The sequence below is a fragment of the Methylobacterium sp. AC832 genome, assembly GCF_979256025.1.
Genome location: NZ_CEEDMV010000004.1, coordinates 185,296 through 203,668 on the forward strand (window position 1 = coordinate 185,296; position 18,373 = coordinate 203,668).

12 protein-coding genes are annotated in these 18,373 nt (G+C 66.2%); 7 read left to right on the forward strand and 5 right to left on the reverse strand.

Annotated elements, in window-relative coordinates; all coding sequences use genetic code 11:
* Positions 1-36 precede the first annotated feature (36 nt).
* The 3 genes from AC0IXR_RS15555 (at position 37) to AC0IXR_RS15565 (ending at position 3,057) form a co-directional block, all read left to right on the forward strand.
* Entirely contained in the window at positions 37-399 is a 363-nt protein-coding gene (locus tag AC0IXR_RS15555; protein WP_311276495.1) for a hypothetical protein, read from the forward strand.
* A gap of 344 nt (positions 400-743) precedes the next feature.
* Positions 744-2,111: a KpsE/RkpR family capsule polysaccharide export protein gene (locus AC0IXR_RS15560; protein WP_056422576.1), complete on the forward strand. Its 1,368-nt coding sequence runs from the start codon at positions 744-746 to the stop codon at positions 2,109-2,111.
* Positions 2,112-2,259: 148 nt separating this feature from the next.
* Complete coding sequence (locus AC0IXR_RS15565; protein WP_311276496.1) at positions 2,260-3,057, forward strand: ABC transporter permease; 798 nt, start codon at positions 2,260-2,262, stop codon at positions 3,055-3,057.
* A gap of 16 nt (positions 3,058-3,073) precedes the next feature.
* On the opposite strand, the gene AC0IXR_RS15570 is transcribed toward AC0IXR_RS15565, so the two are convergent.
* The gene (locus AC0IXR_RS15570; RefSeq protein WP_471761388.1) at positions 3,074-5,686 is read right to left on the reverse strand and encodes a bifunctional acetate--CoA ligase family protein/GNAT family N-acetyltransferase; all 2,613 of its coding nucleotides are present in this window, start codon (positions 5,684-5,686) and stop codon (positions 3,074-3,076) included.
* A 99-nt stretch (positions 5,687-5,785) separates the two neighbouring features.
* Between AC0IXR_RS15570 and AC0IXR_RS15575 the strand changes: the two genes are divergently transcribed.
* The 3 genes from AC0IXR_RS15575 (at position 5,786) to AC0IXR_RS15585 (ending at position 9,091) form a co-directional block, all read left to right on the forward strand.
* On the forward strand, positions 5,786-6,448 hold the full coding sequence (locus tag AC0IXR_RS15575; RefSeq protein ID WP_471761389.1) for a class II aldolase/adducin family protein: 663 nt from the start codon (positions 5,786-5,788) through the stop codon (positions 6,446-6,448).
* Between the two features lie 564 nt (positions 6,449-7,012).
* On the forward strand, positions 7,013-7,507 hold the full coding sequence (locus tag AC0IXR_RS15580; protein WP_311276499.1) for a Ros/MucR family transcriptional regulator: 495 nt from the start codon (positions 7,013-7,015) through the stop codon (positions 7,505-7,507).
* Between the two features lie 804 nt (positions 7,508-8,311).
* Entirely contained in the window at positions 8,312-9,091 is a 780-nt protein-coding gene (locus tag AC0IXR_RS15585) for a restriction endonuclease (RefSeq protein WP_056422591.1), read from the forward strand.
* A 359-nt stretch (positions 9,092-9,450) separates the two neighbouring features.
* On the opposite strand, the gene zwf is transcribed toward AC0IXR_RS15585, so the two are convergent.
* Positions 9,451-10,995 carry a glucose-6-phosphate dehydrogenase gene (gene zwf / locus AC0IXR_RS15590; protein ID WP_471761390.1) on the reverse strand — a complete coding sequence of 515 codons (1,545 nt, stop codon included), beginning with the start codon at positions 10,993-10,995 and terminating at the stop codon, positions 9,451-9,453.
* 274 nt (positions 10,996-11,269) lie between these two features.
* On the opposite strand from zwf, the gene AC0IXR_RS15595 reads away from it, so the two are divergent.
* A complete protein-coding gene (locus AC0IXR_RS15595) occupies positions 11,270-12,766 on the forward strand; it encodes an endo alpha-1,4 polygalactosaminidase (protein WP_471761391.1) in 1,497 nt (498 codons plus the stop codon).
* A gap of 86 nt (positions 12,767-12,852) precedes the next feature.
* Here the strand turns inward: AC0IXR_RS15595 and AC0IXR_RS15600 are convergent, their stop codons facing one another.
* From AC0IXR_RS15600 to AC0IXR_RS15610, 3 genes are all read right to left on the reverse strand, one after another.
* Positions 12,853-14,340, reverse strand: a complete 1,488-nt coding sequence (locus AC0IXR_RS15600) for an efflux transporter outer membrane subunit (protein WP_311276500.1) — start codon at positions 14,338-14,340, stop codon at positions 12,853-12,855.
* Between the two features lie 188 nt (positions 14,341-14,528).
* Positions 14,529-17,801: an efflux RND transporter permease subunit gene (locus AC0IXR_RS15605; RefSeq protein ID WP_461234783.1), complete on the reverse strand. Its 3,273-nt coding sequence runs from the start codon at positions 17,799-17,801 to the stop codon at positions 14,529-14,531.
* Positions 17,798-18,244: an endonuclease domain-containing protein gene (locus AC0IXR_RS15610; protein WP_471761582.1), complete on the reverse strand. Its 447-nt coding sequence runs from the start codon at positions 18,242-18,244 to the stop codon at positions 17,798-17,800. The genes AC0IXR_RS15605 and AC0IXR_RS15610 overlap by 4 nt, the downstream gene beginning before the upstream one ends.
* Between the last annotated feature and the right edge of the window lie 129 nt (positions 18,245-18,373).

Sequence of the window (18,373 nt, forward strand, 5' to 3'; positions counted from 1 at the left end):
CCGGCCCGTCGCGCCGGAACGTGAAGGAATAGCTCCGTGACCGAGAACCTGGTGCTACCACGACGCGCCGGCCTGACGCTGGTCACCTGCCTTGCCGCTGCGCTCGGCGCCTGCAGTGCATCCGGTCCTTCCCCCAAAGCGGCGGTGGCGCCCATTGCCGCCACGGTCGCTACCGCCCCCGCCCTGGCCCCCTCGCCGACGGGCTCGGGCTGCGGTCCCAGCATCGCCCGCACCCAGGCCGTGGTCGACAGCGATGTCGCGACCGGCAACCTCAACCCGCCGGTGGGCGCGCGCTTCTCGGCCGACCTCGCGCGCGCTTCCGAGGCCTGCAATGCCGGGCGGGACCGTGAGGCCATCGGACTGCTTGCCGCCGCCAAGGCGCGTTACGGCTACCCGTAGACCGAAGCGGGTCGTCGTTCGTTGCGCTTCGCCCTTCGGATGCGCATGTCCTGATCTGACGTCACCGCTGGCCGCGGGGCGCCCGGACCTCATCACGAAGGCGTGACGGCGCCCCACCGGAAAATGGCGCGGCGCGATGGGAGACGTGCTCAGGACATGCGCCGGAGCCGCTCTATCCAGCAGAATACTGCTGGAAATACCTGCCTTTCCCGGCGATCACTTGCAAGCTCTCGTCCGGCGACTTGAAAGCAACACGGGCCACATCCCTGCTGCGCCGCCATAAAAGGGCCGGGAAATGACCTACTGTCAGGGACGACGAATTTTGGTGACAGGCCCCGCGACGCATGAGCTCAGCGCCCAACAACATCACGCGCTTGCCGACCGCGAACGTGACCGCGATCGAGACTAGAGACGCGCTGGCCAAGGAGGAGCGGGCCCGGGCCAACGAACTGGCGGTGAACGACGACCGCGAGATGCTCCCCCAGCGGGACGACGAAGCGCGGCGGGAACTGGCGCTCGAGGGCGCGGATGACGAGACGTTTTCCCTCGTTCCCATGCCACAGCCCGATCACAACTGGAGCTATATGCTGATCAGCTTCGGCATCGTCGTGCTCCTGCCCCTATGCCTGCTCGGAATGTATTTCCTGTTCCTCGCCACGCCGCAATACTTTGCCGAGTTCCGGTTTTCGGTGACCGAGGTGACCCCCTCGGCCGGCCCTCTCGGCGGAGGGGCGAGCGGGGGTACGACTGCATCGGCAGTCGCCAGCGCCATGGGAGGTCACGGCGCTGCAGTCGGCGGCGGCAGCGCGCAGAACTTCGTCGTGATCGACTATCTCAAGAGCCGTCAGGTCGTCGACGAACTGTCACAGACCGTCGATGTCCGCGAGATCTACAGCCGCCCCGAGATCGATTGGCCGAATCGGTTCGACAGAAGCCGGTCGACAGAGCACTTGGTGCGATACTGGAACAAGATGGTCTGGGCGAATTACGATCCGCTCACCGGGCTCGCCTCCGTCGAGATCAAGGCGTTCCGTCCCGACGATGCCCTGACCATCGCCAATCAGCTCGTCACCTTGTCTGAGACCCTCGTCAACAAGATCGCCAAGCGCGCCGAGGAAGATGCCGTCAAGTTCGCCGAGCAGGAGGTCGTCCGTGCCAAGGCCAGCCTCGACAAGGCCCGTGCCGCCATGGCCGAGTTCCGCGAGAAGGAGGGTGTGATCGATCCGATACCCAGCGTCGTCTCGGGCAACACCCAGCTCATCGGCACCCTGCGCGGATCGGTGTCACAGCTCGAGGCGGATTACGACACGATCCGCAGACAGAATCTCAGCGAGACGGCCCCCTCGGTCCTGGCTCTCAAGTCCCGCGTCCAGGCGGCGCGCGAGCAGCTGGCCTCCGTCGAGCGCGAAGTCTCCGGCAGCCGCTCCGGCCGCAATGTCCTGGCGGGCGTCGTCGCCCGGTTCGAGTCACTCGATATGGATCGGCAATATGCGCAGGCGATCCTGCTCACGTCGTTGCAATCCCTCGACCGTGCACGGGCCAACGCGGCGGCCCAGCATCTTTATCTCACGCCTTACGTTCGCCCAGCACTACCCGAAAGTGCAGGCGGCCCGCGCGTCCTCCTGTCGATGATGCTCGGAGGCTTCGTGCTCGCATCGATCTGGTTCATCGGCCTGCTCAGCGTGCGCTCGCTCTTGAACAGTCGCGCCTGAGCGAATCCAACCTTCGGCATCGGACAAGATTTCTGGCTCATGACGAGGCGACACCTGGCACGAGGCAACACTTGGCACGAGGCGCGTGAGGGGCGGTCTCACGACCGGCCCTCGCCTAATCTGGCATCCTTGGACCTCGACTAAAACGATGGCAAATTCTTCGATCGCGCTTCCGACCGCCTCTTCGAAGCCAAGAGTACGACCATGGCTGACGATCGTGGTCGCGTTGATTGTCCGTGATTTCGGACTCCGCTTCCGCAATTACCACCCAGCCATCGGCATCCTGCTCTTCATCGAACCGATCATCGTCATCGCGACCATGTCTGGATTGAAGATCTTTCTCTTTGGAAAGGAGCCGCCTTTCGGACCGTCAGTTCTTCTCTTTATGGGAACCGGCATACTTCCATTCTATATCTTTCGGCGTTGTGCCACCGGTGTTCGCGGCCTCAAGTCGCGAGCATTAGAGTATTACTTGGTTAAACCATTTGATTTTCTTTTGTCTCGCTTCTTAATTAGCATTATACAAAATATAATTCTCATGATCATCTTTTTTTCTGCGCTTTATATCTACGGAATCCGGGAGGCTGCGCCCGTGTTACCTGATATGTGCCTCATCAGCCTCTTTGCTATTGCTTGTTTCTCTATAGGAATATCACTCATCAATACGAGCATCCAGTCGTACTTCCCTGGATGGGCGCAAGTTTACGGATTCTTGAGCAGACCAGTCATGATGTTCAGTGGGGCGTTCAGGACCGTTGATCTATCCCCTGAACCTCTTCGAACGGTTTATTCATGGAATCCGCTCTCGCACATGATTGAGCTGTTCCGGCTGGGATTCTATCCGAATTATCCTCACGCGAGCTTCGATGGAATTTATCTGACCAAATGGTGCGCAGGCGTCATTTTCGTCGGGATCCTGTTCTACAACAATAAAGCCAAAGACTGATTCGATTGGTCTTTGTCTACGGCATATCGAGCGCTAGGCTCACCTTCATCACAGTGCCGTCATCCTTGTCCGGATGGACCGAGAAGCCGAGGTTGCGGCATACGGCCAGCATGGGGCGGTTCTCCCGAAGGACCGTACCCTCGATGCGCTTCAGACCCTCCGCCCTCGCCCAGTCGATCATCAACTGCATCAGCGCGAAGCCGAGGCCGGTGCCCTTGCGATCGCTGCGGACCAGGATGGCGTACTCGCCGCTCTCATGGTTCGCATCCGCATGGAGACGGACCGCGCCGAGCATCGACGCGGTCTCCGCGTCGATGGCGACGAAGGCGATGGCGCGGGCATAGTCGAGCTGTGTCAGCCGGGCCAGGAAGGCATGGTTGAAGTCGCGCACTGGCATGAAGAAGCGCAGGCGCAGGTCTTCGGCGCTGACCTGCTCGAAGAAGCTCTTGAACAGCCCCTCATCTTCTGGCCGCACCGGGCGCACGGTGACCCGCTCGCCCTTCAACACGAGATTGCGCTCCCATTCCACCGGATAGGGGCGGATGGCGAAGCGCGGGTTCCGGGTGCCGCCGCGCCGCTCCGGGGCGGGGCCGATCATCACGCGGGCATCCAGGGCCAGCACGCCGTTGGCATCGGCGAGCAGGGGATTGATGTCGAGCTCGCGCACCTCCGGCAGGTCGGCCGAGAGCTGGGCGAGCTTGACCAGGACGAGGCCGAGCGCCCTCCGGTCCACCGCCGGCACGTCGCGATAGGCGGCAAGCCGCCGCGCCACCCGCGTACGGTCGATGAGTTCGCTGGCGAGCCGGAGATCGAGGGGAGGCAGACTGAGCGCCCGGTCGTCGATGACCTCCACGGCGACGCCGCCCCGCCCGAACACCACGACGGGGCCGAAGACGGGATCCTCGGCGAGGCCGGCGATGAGCTCGCGGCGCTTACCCTTGCGCACCATGGGCTGGACCGCGAACCCCATGATCCGCGCATCCGGCCGCTGCCGCCGGGCCCGGGTGAGGATGTCGGCGGCGGCGGTGCGCACATCCGCCTCGCTGGTGAGGTCCAGGCGCACCCCGCCGACATCGGATTTGTGGACGATGTCCGGTGAGACCACTTTCAGCGCCACCGCGCCGCCCTCGGCGATGATGGGCCAGGCAGCCGCCGCGGCGGCATCGACATCGGGAGCGAGCGTGAGCGGCACGCTGTCGATCCGGTAGGCGGCCAGGAGGCCCGCCACGGCGAGGGGATCGAGCCAGATCTCCCCCGCTTCCAGGGCCGTCGCCACGATGGCGCGGGCGGCCTCGACATCGGGCGAGAATTCCCGCGGCAGGGAATCCGGCGTGCGCATCAGGTCGTCCTGCGCCTCGCGGTAGCGGACCAGATGCATGAAGCCTTCCACGGCATCGGCATCGGTGGCGAAACGCGGGATGCCGGCGGCGGCGAGTACGACCCCGGCCTCCCCGTCGTCGCCCACCGTCACAGCGAAGACAGGCTTGCGCCGCCCGCCCTTGCGCCGGGCGGCACTGACCGTGTCGGCGATGGCCGAGGCGACACCGGCGCTGTCGGAGCGGGCCGTCGGCACGTGGATCGCCAGCACGGCGTCGTTGGCCGGGTCGGCGAGAAGGGGCCCAAGGGCGTCGGCATAGGCCTGCGCATCCGCCTCGACGCCGAGATCGGCGGGATTGCCGCCGAGCCCCGCCGCGGCCAGCGTGCCGCCCCGGTCCGCGAGCCTGTCGGCGGCGAGCGCGCCGATGCCCTCGCCATTCCCCAGGATGGCGAGGCGCTGGCCGGGGAAGGGGCGCTGCCGGCCCAGCGTCTCCACCGCCGAGAACATGGCGTCGAGCCCGTCGACGCTGAGCAGCCCCGCCCGCCGGAACGCCGCCTCGTAGACGGCATCCGGCCGGGCGAGGGCGCCGGTATGGGTCACCGTGTGGCGCAGGGGCGCCTCGTGGCGCCCCGTGCGCAGCACCAGGACGGGTTTGGCGCGCGCCGCCGCGCGGGCGGCCGACATGAACTTGCGCGCATTGGGAATCACGTTCAGCGACAGCAGGATCGCGCGGGTGTGGATGTCCGCGGCGAAATGGTCGAGGCAATCGGCGATGTCGATGTCGCAGGCGGCGCCCAGGGACAGGACGGCCGAGAACCCGACATCGCGATGCGCCGCCCAAGCGACGATGCCGGCGGCCACCGTGCCCGATTGCGAGATGAGGGCGAGATCGCCGGCTTTCGGCGCCGCCGCGAACAGACTGGCATCCAGTTGGGCACGCGGCACGATCAGCCCCATGCTGTTGGGGCCGAGGAGGCGCATGCCCCATTGCCTCGCACGGTTGCGCACCGCCTCGCAGAGGTCCTGCGACAGGCCGGACGTGAGAATGGCGGCCACGGCGACACCCCGCAGGCCCGCCTTCTCGACCCAGCCTTCCACCGACGCGGCCTCCGCGACGATCACGACGAGATCCGGCGTGTCATCCAGGTCGTCGAGGGTGGGAAGGCCCGCTTCGCCGACGAGATGAACCGGGCCGGCGAACCCGGCCTTCTCCAGATTGCCGACCACGGCTTGGCCGAGCGCGCCCCGGCCGAGGCCGACGACCGCGATCGCCCGTGGCGCCAGCAACGCCTCGAAGCGATAGGTGCTCATGAACTGGCGTGACCTTCGATCAGGCCGGCGCGGCGGAATGCGACATCACGCCGACCGGCACGGTATAGGGCATGGGTCTCTCGCGACTCGGGGAACCACATGTCAGAACCAGAAGCTTACGAGATTTCCTGCGCCATCGTCGAGGCGATGCGGTCCCTGATCTCACTGGGACTGAGCCAGGGCACCGCCGGAAACGTCTCCGTACGCTATCGCGACGGCTTTCTCATGACGCCCTCCGGCATCCCGGCCGACGACCTGCGGCCGGAGGACATCGTGCGGATGACCATGGCGGGCGGTCATGACCATGCCCTCGCCCCTTCTTCCGAATGGCGCTTTCATCGCGATATCCTGCAGCGGCGACCCGAGATCGGCGCCGTCGTGCATGCCCATCCGACCTATTGCACCGCCTTTGCCATCTGCGGACAAGAGATTCCCGCCGTCCATTACATGATCGCGGCGGCGGGCGGCCCGACTATACGCTGCGCACCCTACGCGCCCTACGGTACGGAAGAGCTCTCTGTCGCGGCCGTCGCGGCCCTCGACAATCGCCTTGGTTGCCTGCTGGCCAACCATGGCATGATCGCCATCGGCAGCAACCTCACGAAAGCATTGTGGCTGGCGGTAGAGATGGAAGCACTATGCCGACAATATGCAGCCGCGCTGCAGGTGGGCAAACCAATCATACTGTCGGATGCCGAGATCGCCCGAACCGTCAGGCGGTTCGAAAGCTATGGGCCGCGAAGCCGGGACGTAGCGCCGTGAGAACATCCGACTCTGTCGGACGGAACGGGGTGCGATGATTACGTAGAACCGACTGCATCGCCCCTCATCTACGGCTTGAACTGTCTTTCGGCAGCAGATTCCCAGAAAAACTTTTCTTCTCCTGCGCAACGGGAGGCTGTTCCGGCAGCCGTCCCGACGGACGCTTAGACATTCTTACAAAGCGTGTAGTTTATTTCGGAAGCCTACATTCAAAGTTGCGAAACTGACCTAAAATAGCTCAGACCTGGGCAGCAAGGTTCCAATTCAACAATTAAATTGCCGCCTCCATGGTCGCCTGCAATTTTTTTCAGAGCTGAGGGGATACAAAAAATCCTCCCCTTCCCGGTAACATCAGCCAATTCTGCGGTGCTTGAAGCTCCCCCAACAGACCTGAAGCTTCATTCCAGTTTTCGTTAAGGACGTGGTCTTGCCGTAGCCTCTTGCGCTTTGTTAATGGCTGCCCTACGAACTGCCTAGTCAACTCATGTTGATGAAAAGACCCTTCCGCCCGCATCGATCGGTGCCTTGGGCCGGTCTAAAACTGTCTTACTTCCGGGGGTGAGCGTGGAACTCGAGAACGACGTTGTAACGGATTACATTGAGCTTACCGCCGACATCGTCTCGGCATTCGTAAGCAACAATTCCGTGCCTGTTTCGGATATCGCAGCGCTGATCGCATCGATCCATGCGACCTTGAGCAACCTGACGACGGCCGCTTCGCCGGAGAAATTCGAGCCGCTGACGCCGGCCGTATCCATCAAGCGTTCGATCACGCCGGACTTCGTCATCTGCCTCGAAGACGGCAAGAAGTTCAAATCGCTGAAGCGTCACCTTCGGACCCGCTATTCCATGACGCCTGACGAGTATCGGGCGAAATGGAGCCTTCCGAGCGACTATCCGATGGTTGCCCCGAACTACGCAGCCGCACGGTCGGAACTGGCGAAGAACATGGGTCTGGGCCAGCAGCGCCGGAAGACCCGCGTAAAGCCCCCCGCCGCCGAAGCCCCGACCTCTCCCGCACCGCGCGGCCGTCGCCCCCGCGCGGCTCTGGCCTCCTAAAGCCTCTCCGCCGAAGCGGATGCCGCTTTGGCTAGAAAGAGCGTGACACAACGAAGGCCTAGAGCTGAAGCAGGATGAGACGACGCGGGAGATCGCCTCGTCTAAAGCATGCACGGTAGGACGAATACGGAGAGCTGCATTCGATTTGACTCGGTCATGTCGGATGCAGTTCTACGCGTTTTTGTTCTACCGTTTCGGGCGTGCGAACACTTCATCGAGCTTCGTCGCGGAATCAGAAGCTCTCTCGCTTGAGAAGGCGAGTGGTACCCCGCTCTCTGACGAGCGGACGATAGGTGTGCCGCATCGATGGGGCCGCCGTGAGCGGATTACTCGTTCGGGACGCCAAACGGATGTGCTCGGTGCTGTCGGGGCCGGCACACGGCCCAATGGCATCCTCATCCACAAGAAAACGACACAGATGTCATCGGTCGCGACCACGGAGCGACCGAGCATATCTCCAATGGAACGCTTGCGCTTTCCTGTCCCGAGACTCTTTGGGGCCAATCTGCATGCAAAATAATAAATAATCCCCCAGTTCTAACGGCAACATCATCCACCTTGTGCGTTTCCTCTGCAAATACGCTTCAACGTGAATGAATTCGAACCAATCCAGGGGGATGAATCCAATCATTTTTGCCTGATGTCGATTGACGACATCCGATTTCGTCTCGCGCCGCACGGCACTATCGGAGCAGGCGGTTTTTCTGGCACGAGCCGGCGTTAGGCCCGTCGCAAGACCCTCCCGGCATTCTGCGAAAGAAGGCGCGGCCGATGCGGGCGCGTTGGCAGCGGGAAAGGGTGCGCATGTCCGGTCGATCGAGCCTTGTCGCGCGCCTGTTCTGGACCACCCTCCTGGGTGGGGGCCTTGCCTTCTGGTTCGGACTCCCCGCCCTGGCGGCGACCGGCCTCTGTCTCTGCCTGATCCTGCTGCATCGCCTCGACAGGCCCCGGCGCTTCAGGCGGACGGTACGCCGGCTCGCGCGCGCCCATGCCGAGACCCTCGCCCTCCGCCGCCGCCAGGAATGTTTCGAGGACGCCTACGGCAACCGGATCGACGATGGCTGGCTGCGCGAGCGGGATTACTTCGCCGAGCGGTCGATCCTGCCGCATCTCGATGCCAAGGGCTTCACCGACCTCGCCGACACCCGCTGGCCGATCGTCCTCGACATCATCGACGACGTTGCCCTGTCCGTCGCTCTGCCGGACGAGGACGAGGCCCCGGAAGACGGCATCGCCTACGAGCGTTTCTGCGCCGAGGCGCTGCGCGAGGCGGGATGGTCGGCGCGCCCGACGAAGGCCAGCGGCGACCAGGGGGCGGACGTGGTCGCCGAGCGCTCAGGCATCCGCCTCGTCCTCCAGTGCAAGCGCTACACCAAGCCCGTGGGCAACGCGGCGGTGCAGGAGGCCTCGGCGGCGGCGCGCTACTGGCAGGCGGATATGGCGGCCGTCGTCTCCAATGCCGGCTTCACCCCCGCCGCGCGCAGGCTATCGGGCGCCACCGGCGTTCTCCTCCTCCACCACGATGCCCTGCGCACGCTCGCGCCCATCCGCAGATCCCGGCGGCTCGACGCCGAGCCGGCCTGACGCGCGAGTCTCACCCCTCTGCGCTACGATATTCATACATGTCGCGGGCACCACGAGTCCCCTCTCCTGGAAGGCAGGGCCATCGCATATGGTACCACGCCGTCATTCCGGGTCGCCAGAGGCGAGCCCGGACCCGGAGGGCCGCGCCAGAGGCGTGCAATCCAGAGCCGCCGACGGTGCAAAGTCCTGCACCGCCTGTGTTTCTGGATCCCGGGCTCCGCTGCGCGGCCCCGGGATGACGGGGGGCTGCGTTTCAATTTCTCGACGAGTAAATCGGCATATGCGATCACCCTGCCTTCCAGGAGAGGGAGTTCCGCTGCGCCTCATGTCGAAGCCGCCTGTATAAAGGGAACAGCCGTCTAGCGGATGGGTGAATCCACGATCCCCTCCGCGAGAGGCAGCCAAGCCCGCCCGTCGCGGGCAAGCAAATCATCCGCCCCCGCCGGTCCGTTGCTGCCCGCCGCATAGAGCTCCACCGGGGCGTCGCCCCAGGCCTGGATGAGGGGGTCGACGGCGGCCCAGCCCGCCTCGATGGCGTCGGCCCGTTGGAACAGGGTCGGGTCGCCGATCATGCAATCGTAGATCAGGGTCTCGTAGCCGACGCTCGGCGCCTCGGTGAAGAAATCGCCGAACCGCACGGAGGAGGTGACCGCGCCGAGGCGCATCTCTGGCCCCGGCCGCTTGGTGTTCCACTGGGTGCTCAAGCCCTGGTCCGGGTCGATATGCACGCGCATGATGTTCGGTGCGAGATCGGTGCCGGCGAACAGGCCATGACTCGGCGGCTTGAAATGCACGGCGATCTCGGTGAGGCGCCCGGCCAGACGCTTGCCCGTACGCAGGTAGAACGGCACGCCGGACCAGCGCGGGTTATCGATGGAGAGCTTCAGGGCCGCGTAGGTCTCGGTGCGGGAATCGGCTGAGACATCGGCCTCCTCGCGGTAGCCCCGCACGGCATGACCGTGCTCCTCACCGGAGGCGTACTGGCCGCGCACCGCCTGATCCGGCGTCACCGGCCGCACAGCTTCCTCGATTCGCGCCTTCTCGTTGCGGATCTCCTCCGCATCGAAACTGGCGGGCGGCTCCATCGCCACCATGGACAGAAGCTGGAAGAGGTGGTTCGGCACCATGTCGCGCAGCGCGCCGGTCGGCTCGTAGAAGCCGCCGCGCTGCTCGACGCCGATGGTCTCGGCGGCGGTGATCTGCACATGGTCGATGTGGTGGGCGTTCCATATCGGCTCCAGCATGGCATTGGCGAAGCGCAGCGCCAGGATGCTCTGCACCGTCTCCTTGCCGAGGAAGTGATCGATGCGGAACACCTGAGTCTCGTCGGCCTGGTTCAGGATGCGGGCGTTGAGGGCGCGCGCCGACGCGAGGTCCGTGCCGAAGGGCTTCTCGATCACCACGCGGCGGAAGGCGCCCTCCCCCTCCTTCAGCAGGCCCGCGGCACCGAGATGGTCCACCACCGGGCCAAAGAAGCGCGCGGACACGGCCAGGTAGAAGATCGCGTTGCCGCCGATGTCCTGGGCGAGCCGCCGATAGGTCTCCGCCGCCTCGAAATCCCCCTTCGTGAAGGTCAGGCGCTCACGGATGAAGCCCCAGTGATGGGGGTCGATGGAATCCGGGTGGAATTCGGAGGTTCGGTCCTGGGTGAAGGACTGCATCGTCTGCGAGAGGTCGTCGCGCCAACCCTCGCTCGTCCGGTCGTTATGGTCGATACCAACGATCTTCAGCCCCTCGGAGAGCAGCCCGCCGGCGGCGAGATTGTAGAGGGCCGGCATCAGCAGGCGCTTCGTCAGGTCGCCGGCCGCCCCGAAGATCACCAGGGTGCAGGGCGGGGCGGTCTCGACCTCGGAACTGGCGAGCTTCTGCTTGCCGTCGCTCGCTGGGACGTCGGATCGGCTCATGGGACGGATACTCCGGGATGGATCGGCGACGCGGGTCAAACCGGATTTGCGCCGTGCCGTTCCGATCCATGGTGCATAGCAGCGATCACGCTGCCGTGGTGGCGGAACATGGCCCGTGCCCGGCGGCCGACATCGGACGCATCGCTTGCATCGAAAACGCCGGACCGATCGAAGTCTCCGTTAAGGGCTTGCGACCCCATAGAGAGGCCGAACGTCCGCCACGCCCAGCGGGACGCTCGCCGCGACGCGGCCGAATGCGAGGACCGATCGACCCATGGTCACCTTCAGAACCTCCACCGGGACCGTCGCCGTCGAGACCTGGGGATACGAACTGCAAGGACGCGATGGCGCGCCCCTCGACCGGGATCTGCTCGCCTCGGCGACCCATGACCTCCTCGTCATCGATTCCTCCCGCGACGGCACCAACGCCCTCCGGTTCTCGGCCGATGACGTCACGCGCATGAAGGACGGGATGGGCGGCCGTTCCGTGGTCGTCTCGTACATCTCCATCGGCGAGGCGTCCGACTTTCGCGATTACTGGCAGCCCGGCTGGACCGAGACGGGACTGGCGGAGGGCGACCTCGACGCGCAAGCGCCCGATTGGCTCGGGCCGCTCAATCCCGACTGGCCGGAATCGCGCAAGGTGCGCTTCTGGGACAAGGAGTGGCAGGACATCCTCTTCAACGACGCGCGGACGGGCGATGTCGACGCCATCGTCGCGGCGGGTTTCGACGCCGCCTATCTCGACATCGTCGACGGCTATTATTTCTGGGGCACGGAAGTCGCCGCCAAGGACCGGCAGGCCGGCGACCCCGTCTCGGTGAAGCAGGCGGCGCAGCGCATGGTCGATTTCGTCGTCGCGCTCACGGAACATGCCCGCGAGACCAACCCCGACTTCTTCGTCATCCCGCAGAACGGCGCCTGGATCCTCAACGATCTCGGCAACGACACCGCGCGCAGGGAAGCCTATCTCGACGTCATCGGCGGGATCGCGGTGGAAGACCTCTATTATCGCGGCGCCCGCGACGAGAACAATCCGCTCAGGCCCGATGCCGAGACGATCGAGATCCTGAAGCAGGATTTCCTCGGCAACGGAAAGCCGGTCTTCTCCGTCGATTACGTCAACGGCGCCGAGCGCGTGGCGGAGTTCGACGCCCTGGCCCTCGCCGACGGCTTCATTCCCTTCGCCGCGCCGACGCGCGGCCTCGACCGACTGGTCGGCACCCATGACGGCGACCCGGCCTACATCCTGCCGACGGGCAAGGCCGACATCCTGCGGGGCAGCGTCCTCGCCGACCGAATCGACGGGCTGGCCGGCAACGACAGGGTCGACGGGAGGGCGGGCGCGGACCGACTCCTCGGCGGGGCGGGAAACGACACGCTGTTCGGGGGCGACGGCAACGACACGCTGTTCGGTGGCGCCGGGAAGGATCGCCTGAAGGGCGGGGCGGGCGACGACGTCTTCGTGTTCGCCACCGCCCTCGATGCCCGGAAGAACGTCGACCGGATCACCGACTTTTCGCGGGCCGACGACACCGTCAAGCTGGACGACGACGTCTTCCTCGGGCTCACCACCGGGCGGCTCGCCAAGGGCGCCTTCACCATCGGCACCCGAGCCTCGGATGCGGATGACCGCATCCTCTACGACACGGCGACGGGCGATCTCTTCTTCGACCGGGACGGTTCGGGGGCGACCTACAAACCCATCCTGTTCGCGCATCTCACCAAGGAGACGGCCCTCGCCGCCTCGGATTTCCTCATCATCGGCTGATCCGCGCGGCGCCGCGCACCGTCACCGCCCGTGCAATCCCTCGCCATCCGCCCGCAGCGGACGGCTCACTCGTCCGTGCGGACGGCTTACTCGTCCGTGCGGACGGCTTGGCCCCGGTCGATCGGCAGGCGGTCGCCCTTGAGTTCGTCGGGCGTCGGAAGGCTGCGGACGTCCCAGCCGCCGCCCAGCGCCCGGATGAGGCTCACCGCCGTGGTGAAGCGGTTGAGCCGCACCTGCAGGGCGGTCACTTCGTTGTTCAGTTCCAACGCCTGGGCGGTGATGACCGTGGTGAAGTTCTGGGTACCCGCCCGGTACTCGTTGAGGGTGATCTCCACGGCGCGGCGGGCGGAGGCTACGGCCTCCTCCTGCGCCGCCTGCTGCCGGGCGAGGATGCGCACCCCGGCCAAGCCGTTCTCCACCTCGGCGAAGGCGGTGAGCACGGTCTGGCGGTAGGTCGCCACCGTGGCGTCGTAGGCGGCTCTCGCGATCTGCACGGCGGCGGTGCGGGCGCCGCCATCGAGCAGGGTCTCGCTGCCGGCCGCGGCCACCGACCAGACCTGGTTCGCGGCCGAGAAGACGCCGTTGCTGGTCAGCCCCGAGACGCCGCCCGAGCCCGAGAGGACCAGGGTCGGGTAGAAGGCCGCCACGGCGACGCCGATCTGCTCGCTCTGGGACTGCACGCTGCGCTCGGCCTGCGCGATGTCCGGGCGCCGCTCCAGCAGGGCGGAGGGAATGCCCACCGGAACCGCGGGCGGCGTCTTCGGCAGGCTCCCCTTCGGCAGGGACAATTCGGAGGGCGGCCGTCCGATCAGCGTCGCGATGGCGTGTTCGAAGGTCGCGCGCTGCAGGCCCACCGCGATGGCCTGGGCCTGGGTCGACTGCACCTGCGTCTGCGCCGTGATCACGTCGGAACGGGCCGCCACGCCGGCATTGTACTGGTTCTCGGTGATGGCGAGGCTCTTCTTGTAGGCCTCCACCGTCTCGTTCAGCAGACGCTGGAGCGAGTCCTGGTAGCGCAGGCTGAAATAGTTGGTGGCGACCTCGGACTGGATCGCCAGGCGCACCGCCGCCAGATCCGCCGCGCTCGCCTGGGCATTGGCGACCTCGCTCTCGATGTTGCGCCGGATGCGGCCGAACAGGTCGAGCTCCCACGAGGCCTGGGCCTGGAGCGAGACCGAGGTGCGCTCGGTGCCGAGCGTCCGCGAGCGCGTGATCGTCGGCGCGCCGATGACCGTGGGGTAGAGCGCCGAGCGCGCCTGGGCGACGAGGCCGCGCGCCTGGTCGTAGGAGGCCAGGGAGACGCGCAGGTTCTGGTTGTCCACGTCGACGAGGCGGATCAGCCGGTCGAGGGCGGGATCGCGGAACACGCGCCACCAATCGCCGCGCTCGGCCCCGTCATTGGGCTGCACCGCGCGCCAGCCCTTCCGCGTGGCGACATGGGCCACGCTGTCCTCGCGCATTCCGCCCTGCTTGAACGCGAGAGGAGTCTCCACGGAGGGCCGGGAGTAATCGGGCCCGACCATACAGCCGGAAAGGGTTGCAGAGAGAGAGAGAAGGGCGAGGGGCAAGCACAACGTGCTCCCTCTCCTGGAAGGAGAGGGTTGGGGTGAGGTGTGTGACACCTCCGAAAAGGTCGCACACCTCACCCTGTCCCTCTCCTTCCAGGAGAGGGAACCTGCGCCGTCGTCTGGAAGCGGTGCGCTTCCCCTCGAAAGGGAAGCCACGAGCCCGCGCAGGCGACCGTCCGTCAAACCGCCCACGCTCATTCGGCCGCGCCCGGAACCACGCCCAAGGCCGGGCGACGCCGGCGGAGGCGGTCGAGATAGAGGTAGACGACGGGTGTGGTGTAGAGGGTCAGGAGCTGGCTCACGATCAGGCCGCCGGCGATGGCGATGCCCAGGGGGCGGCGCATCTCCGACCCCTCGCCCCCGGCGAGGATGAGAGGCAGGGCGCCGAGCAGGGCCGCCAGCGTTGTCATCATGATCGGCCGGAAGCGCAAGAGGCAGGCCTCGAAGATCGCATCCTTCGGTGTGGCCCCGCGCGTGCGCTCGGCGTCCAGCGCCACGTCGATCATCATGATCGCGTTCTTCTTCACGATCCCGATAAGCAGGAACACCGCGATCAGCGCGATGATGGTGAATTCCGTGCCGGAGACGAGGAGCGCCAGCAGCGCGCCGATGCCGGCCGAGGGCAGTGTCGAGAGGATCGTCACCGGATGGACGAAGCTCTCGTAGAGGATTCCGAGGATCGTGTAGACGGCCAGCAAAGCCGCCAGGATCAGCAGCGGCTGGCGCGAGGACGAGGCCTGGAAGGTCTTGGCCGCGCCTGCGAATTCTCCGTGGATCGTGGCCGGCAGGCGTAAGGCCGCCTCCGCCTCCTCAATGGCGGCGGTGGCGTCCGAGAGGCTCTTGCCCGGCGCCAGGTTGAACGAGAGCGTGGTAGCCACGAACAGGCCCTGGTGGCTCACCTGCACGGGCGCGTTCGCGGTCTCGACCCGGGCGAAGGCCGAGAGCGGGATCATCGTCTCCTTGGCGCTCGAAACGGGTGCGCTGGACGAGGCCCCCGCCCCGCCCGCGATGGCGTTGGAGGCGGCGTTGCGGGCGGAATCGGCGGCGATGGTGGAGGCCGTCGTCCCCGTCGTCGCGGCCCCCGCCACCGTCCCGGCCACCGCGTTGGTGATGGCCGAGCCGCGCGCCTTGCCGCCCGATGTCGAGACGAAGACGGTCTTCAACGTCTCCGGGCTCTGCAGGTAGCGCGGCGCGATCTCCATCACGACATGGTACTGGTTGAGCGGGTTGTAGATCGTCGAGACCTGCCGCTGGCCGAAGGCGTCGTAGAGGGTGTTGTCGATCTTGTCCGGCGTGATGCCGTAGCGATAGGCGGTGGCCCGGTCGATGACGAGGCGGCTCTCCAACCCGCCCTCCTGCTGGTCTGAGGTGACATCGGCGAAGACCGGATTCTTCTGCAGCGCCTCCACGAGCCGGGGCGCCGCCGCATAGAGTTCGTCGGCCGTGTCGCCCTGCAGGGTGTACTGGTACTGGGCGAAGCTCTGGCGCCCGCCCATGCGCAGGTCCTGGCGCGGAAACAGGAACAGCCGGGCACCGGCCACCTGGGCCAGCTTCGGCCGCAGCCGGGTCATCACCTCGGTGATCGAGGCGCGCTCGCCCCGCGGTTTCAGGCCGACGAAGACGTTGGCCGAGTTGGTGGCGCGCCCGCCGGTGAAGCCCACGACGCTGTCCACCGCCGGATCGGCCTGCACGATGGCGGTCGCCTGTTCCAGCTTCTGCTTCATCGCCTGGAACGAGATGCGCTGGTCGGCCTGGATGCCGCCCATCATCTGCCCGGTATCCTGCTCGGGGAAGAAGCCCTTGGGGACGATGATGTAGAGATAGACGTTGAGCCCGATCGTCGCGAACAGCGTGAGCAGCACCAGGCGGCGATGAGCGAGGGCGATCCGCAGGGTGCGCTCATAGGCGCGCAGCGTTCCCTCGAAGGCGCCTTCCAGCCCCCGGATCAGGAGGTTGGGGCGGCGCGGCGCCTCTCCCTCCGGCACGCTTTCACGCTTGAGCAGCAGCGCGCACATCATCGGCGTGGTGGTGAGCGAGAGGACCAGCGAGATCAGGATCGCCAGGGACAGGGTGACGGCGAATTCCTCGAACAGCCGCCCGACGATCCCCCCCATCAGCAGGATCGGGATGAACACCGCAATCAACGACAGGGTCATGGAGATGACGGTGAAGCCGACCTCCTTCGACCCGGTGAGGGCGGCCTCCACCCTCGGCTTTCCGAGCTCGATATGGCGCTGGATGTTCTCCAGGACGACGATGGCGTCGTCCACCACGAAGCCCGTCGCGATGATGAGGGCCATCAGCGACAGGATGTCGAGGCTGTAATCCAGCAGGTACATGGCCGAGAAGGTGCCGATGATCGAGATCGGCACGGCCACGGCCGGGATCAGGGTCGCCCGGCCGGAGCGCAGGAAGGCGAAGACCACGCCGATGACGAGGACGACCGCGATGATCAGGGTCTCCTCGGTCTCCGCGAGGGAGGCGCGGATCGTGGCGCTGCGGTCGCCCGTGACGGTGAGGTCGATGTCTCCCGGCAGCGCTGCCTGGACCTGCGGCAGCGCCGCCTTCACCGCCTTGATGGTGTCGACCACGTTGGAGCCGGGCTGCTTGTAGATGAACAGGATCACGCCCGGCCGGCCGTTCACGAGGCCGAGATTACGCTTGTCCTCCACCGAATCCTCGACCTTGCCCACATCGGTGAGACGCACGCCCGCCCCGTTGCGGTAGGCCACGACGATGTCACGGTAATCCGCCGCCACCCGGCCCTGGTCGTTGGCGTAGAGCTGGTAATGGCGGGTGTCGGTCTCGATTGCGCCTTTCGGGGAATTGGCGTTGGCCGAGGCGATCGCGGCGCGCACCCCTTCGAGCCCGATCCCGTAATTGTAGAGGGCGGTGGGATCGAGTTCGACCCGCACCGCCGGGAGCGACGAGCCGCCGATATCGACATTCCCCACCCCGGGGAGCTGGGACATCTTCTGCTGCACCACCGTGGCGGCGGAATCGTAGAGCTGGCCCGGCGACAGGGTGTTCGAGGTGAGCCCGAGGATCAGGATCGGCGCATCGGCCGGGTTGAACTTGCGATAGGTCGGGTTCGAGCGCAGGGCGGTGGGCAGGTCGGCCCGCGCGGCGTTGATCGCTGCCTGCACGTCGCGGGCGGCCCCGTCGATGTCGCGGTTGAGATTGAACATCAGGACGATCCGCACCGTCCCGACGGAACTGGTAGAGGTCATCTCGCCCACATCGGCGATGATGCCGAGCCGCCGCTCCAAGGGGGCCGCCACCGTCGTCGCCATGGTCTCGGGCGAGGCCCCGGCCATCTGCGCCTGGACCAGGATGACGGGGAAATCCACCTGCGGCAGCGGCGCCACCGGCAGCTTGAAGAACGCAAAGATCCCCGCCAGCAGCACCCCGATGGTGAGCAGCGTCGTGGCGACCGGACGGCGGATGAACGGTTCGGAGACGTTCATGGGCGGGAGGCCGGGCGCATACTCCCTCCCCCCTCTGCGGGGGAGGGTGGCCCGGCCGTCAGGCCGGGTCGGGAGAGGGGAGCGACGCGGCCGGACGCGGCGCGAGCCAGCCGCGCCTCGACGGTCGCGCCGACCGAGTCGAGGACCGAGGCGAGATCGCTCAGGACACGGTCATTCGGGAAGCGCAGAATCTCGAATCCCTGCTCCCGCAGCCAGACATCGCGCGCGGCGTCGCGATCACGGCGTTCGGCCTCGTCATGCGGGGCTCCGTCGAGTTCGACGATCAGACGGGCGGACGCGCAGAGGAAATCGGCGATGTAGGGCGGCAGGGGAACCTGGCGTCTGAATTTGAGCCCACGGAAGCGGCTACCGCGCACCTGCTGCCAGAACGCATCCTCGGCAAGGGTACGAAGCCGGCGTTGCTCGCGAGCGAACGCACGCAGATGTGGAGTGGGTCTGACAAGGGTCCGCCCATCGTCGCTCGGCGCGTCCGATCCGGAAACCGGGTTCCCCTCTCCCGACCCCCTTCGGGGGCCACCCTCCCCCGCAGAGGGGGGAGGGAGAGTGACGGC

What these genes read in the sequence shown, in the direction of transcription:
- AC0IXR_RS15575 (WP_471761389.1), top strand. Translation starts at nt 5,786, where the DNA reads ATGTCAGAACCAGAAGCTTACGAGATTTCCTGCGCCATCGTCGAGGCG.
- AC0IXR_RS15570 (WP_471761388.1), bottom strand. Translation starts at nt 5,686, where the DNA reads ATGAGCACCTATCGCTTCGAGGCGTTGCTGGCGCCACGGGCGATCGCG.
- AC0IXR_RS15585 (WP_056422591.1), top strand. Translation starts at nt 8,312, where the DNA reads ATGTCCGGTCGATCGAGCCTTGTCGCGCGCCTGTTCTGGACCACCCTC.
- AC0IXR_RS15595 (WP_471761391.1), top strand. Translation starts at nt 11,270, where the DNA reads ATGGTCACCTTCAGAACCTCCACCGGGACCGTCGCCGTCGAGACCTGG.
- AC0IXR_RS15605 (WP_461234783.1), bottom strand. Translation starts at nt 17,801, where the DNA reads ATGAACGTCTCCGAACCGTTCATCCGCCGTCCGGTCGCCACGACGCTG.
- zwf (WP_471761390.1), bottom strand. Translation starts at nt 10,995, where the DNA reads ATGAGCCGATCCGACGTCCCAGCGAGCGACGGCAAGCAGAAGCTCGCC.
- AC0IXR_RS15560 (WP_056422576.1), top strand. Translation starts at nt 744, where the DNA reads ATGAGCTCAGCGCCCAACAACATCACGCGCTTGCCGACCGCGAACGTG.
- AC0IXR_RS15565 (WP_311276496.1), top strand. Translation starts at nt 2,260, where the DNA reads ATGGCAAATTCTTCGATCGCGCTTCCGACCGCCTCTTCGAAGCCAAGA.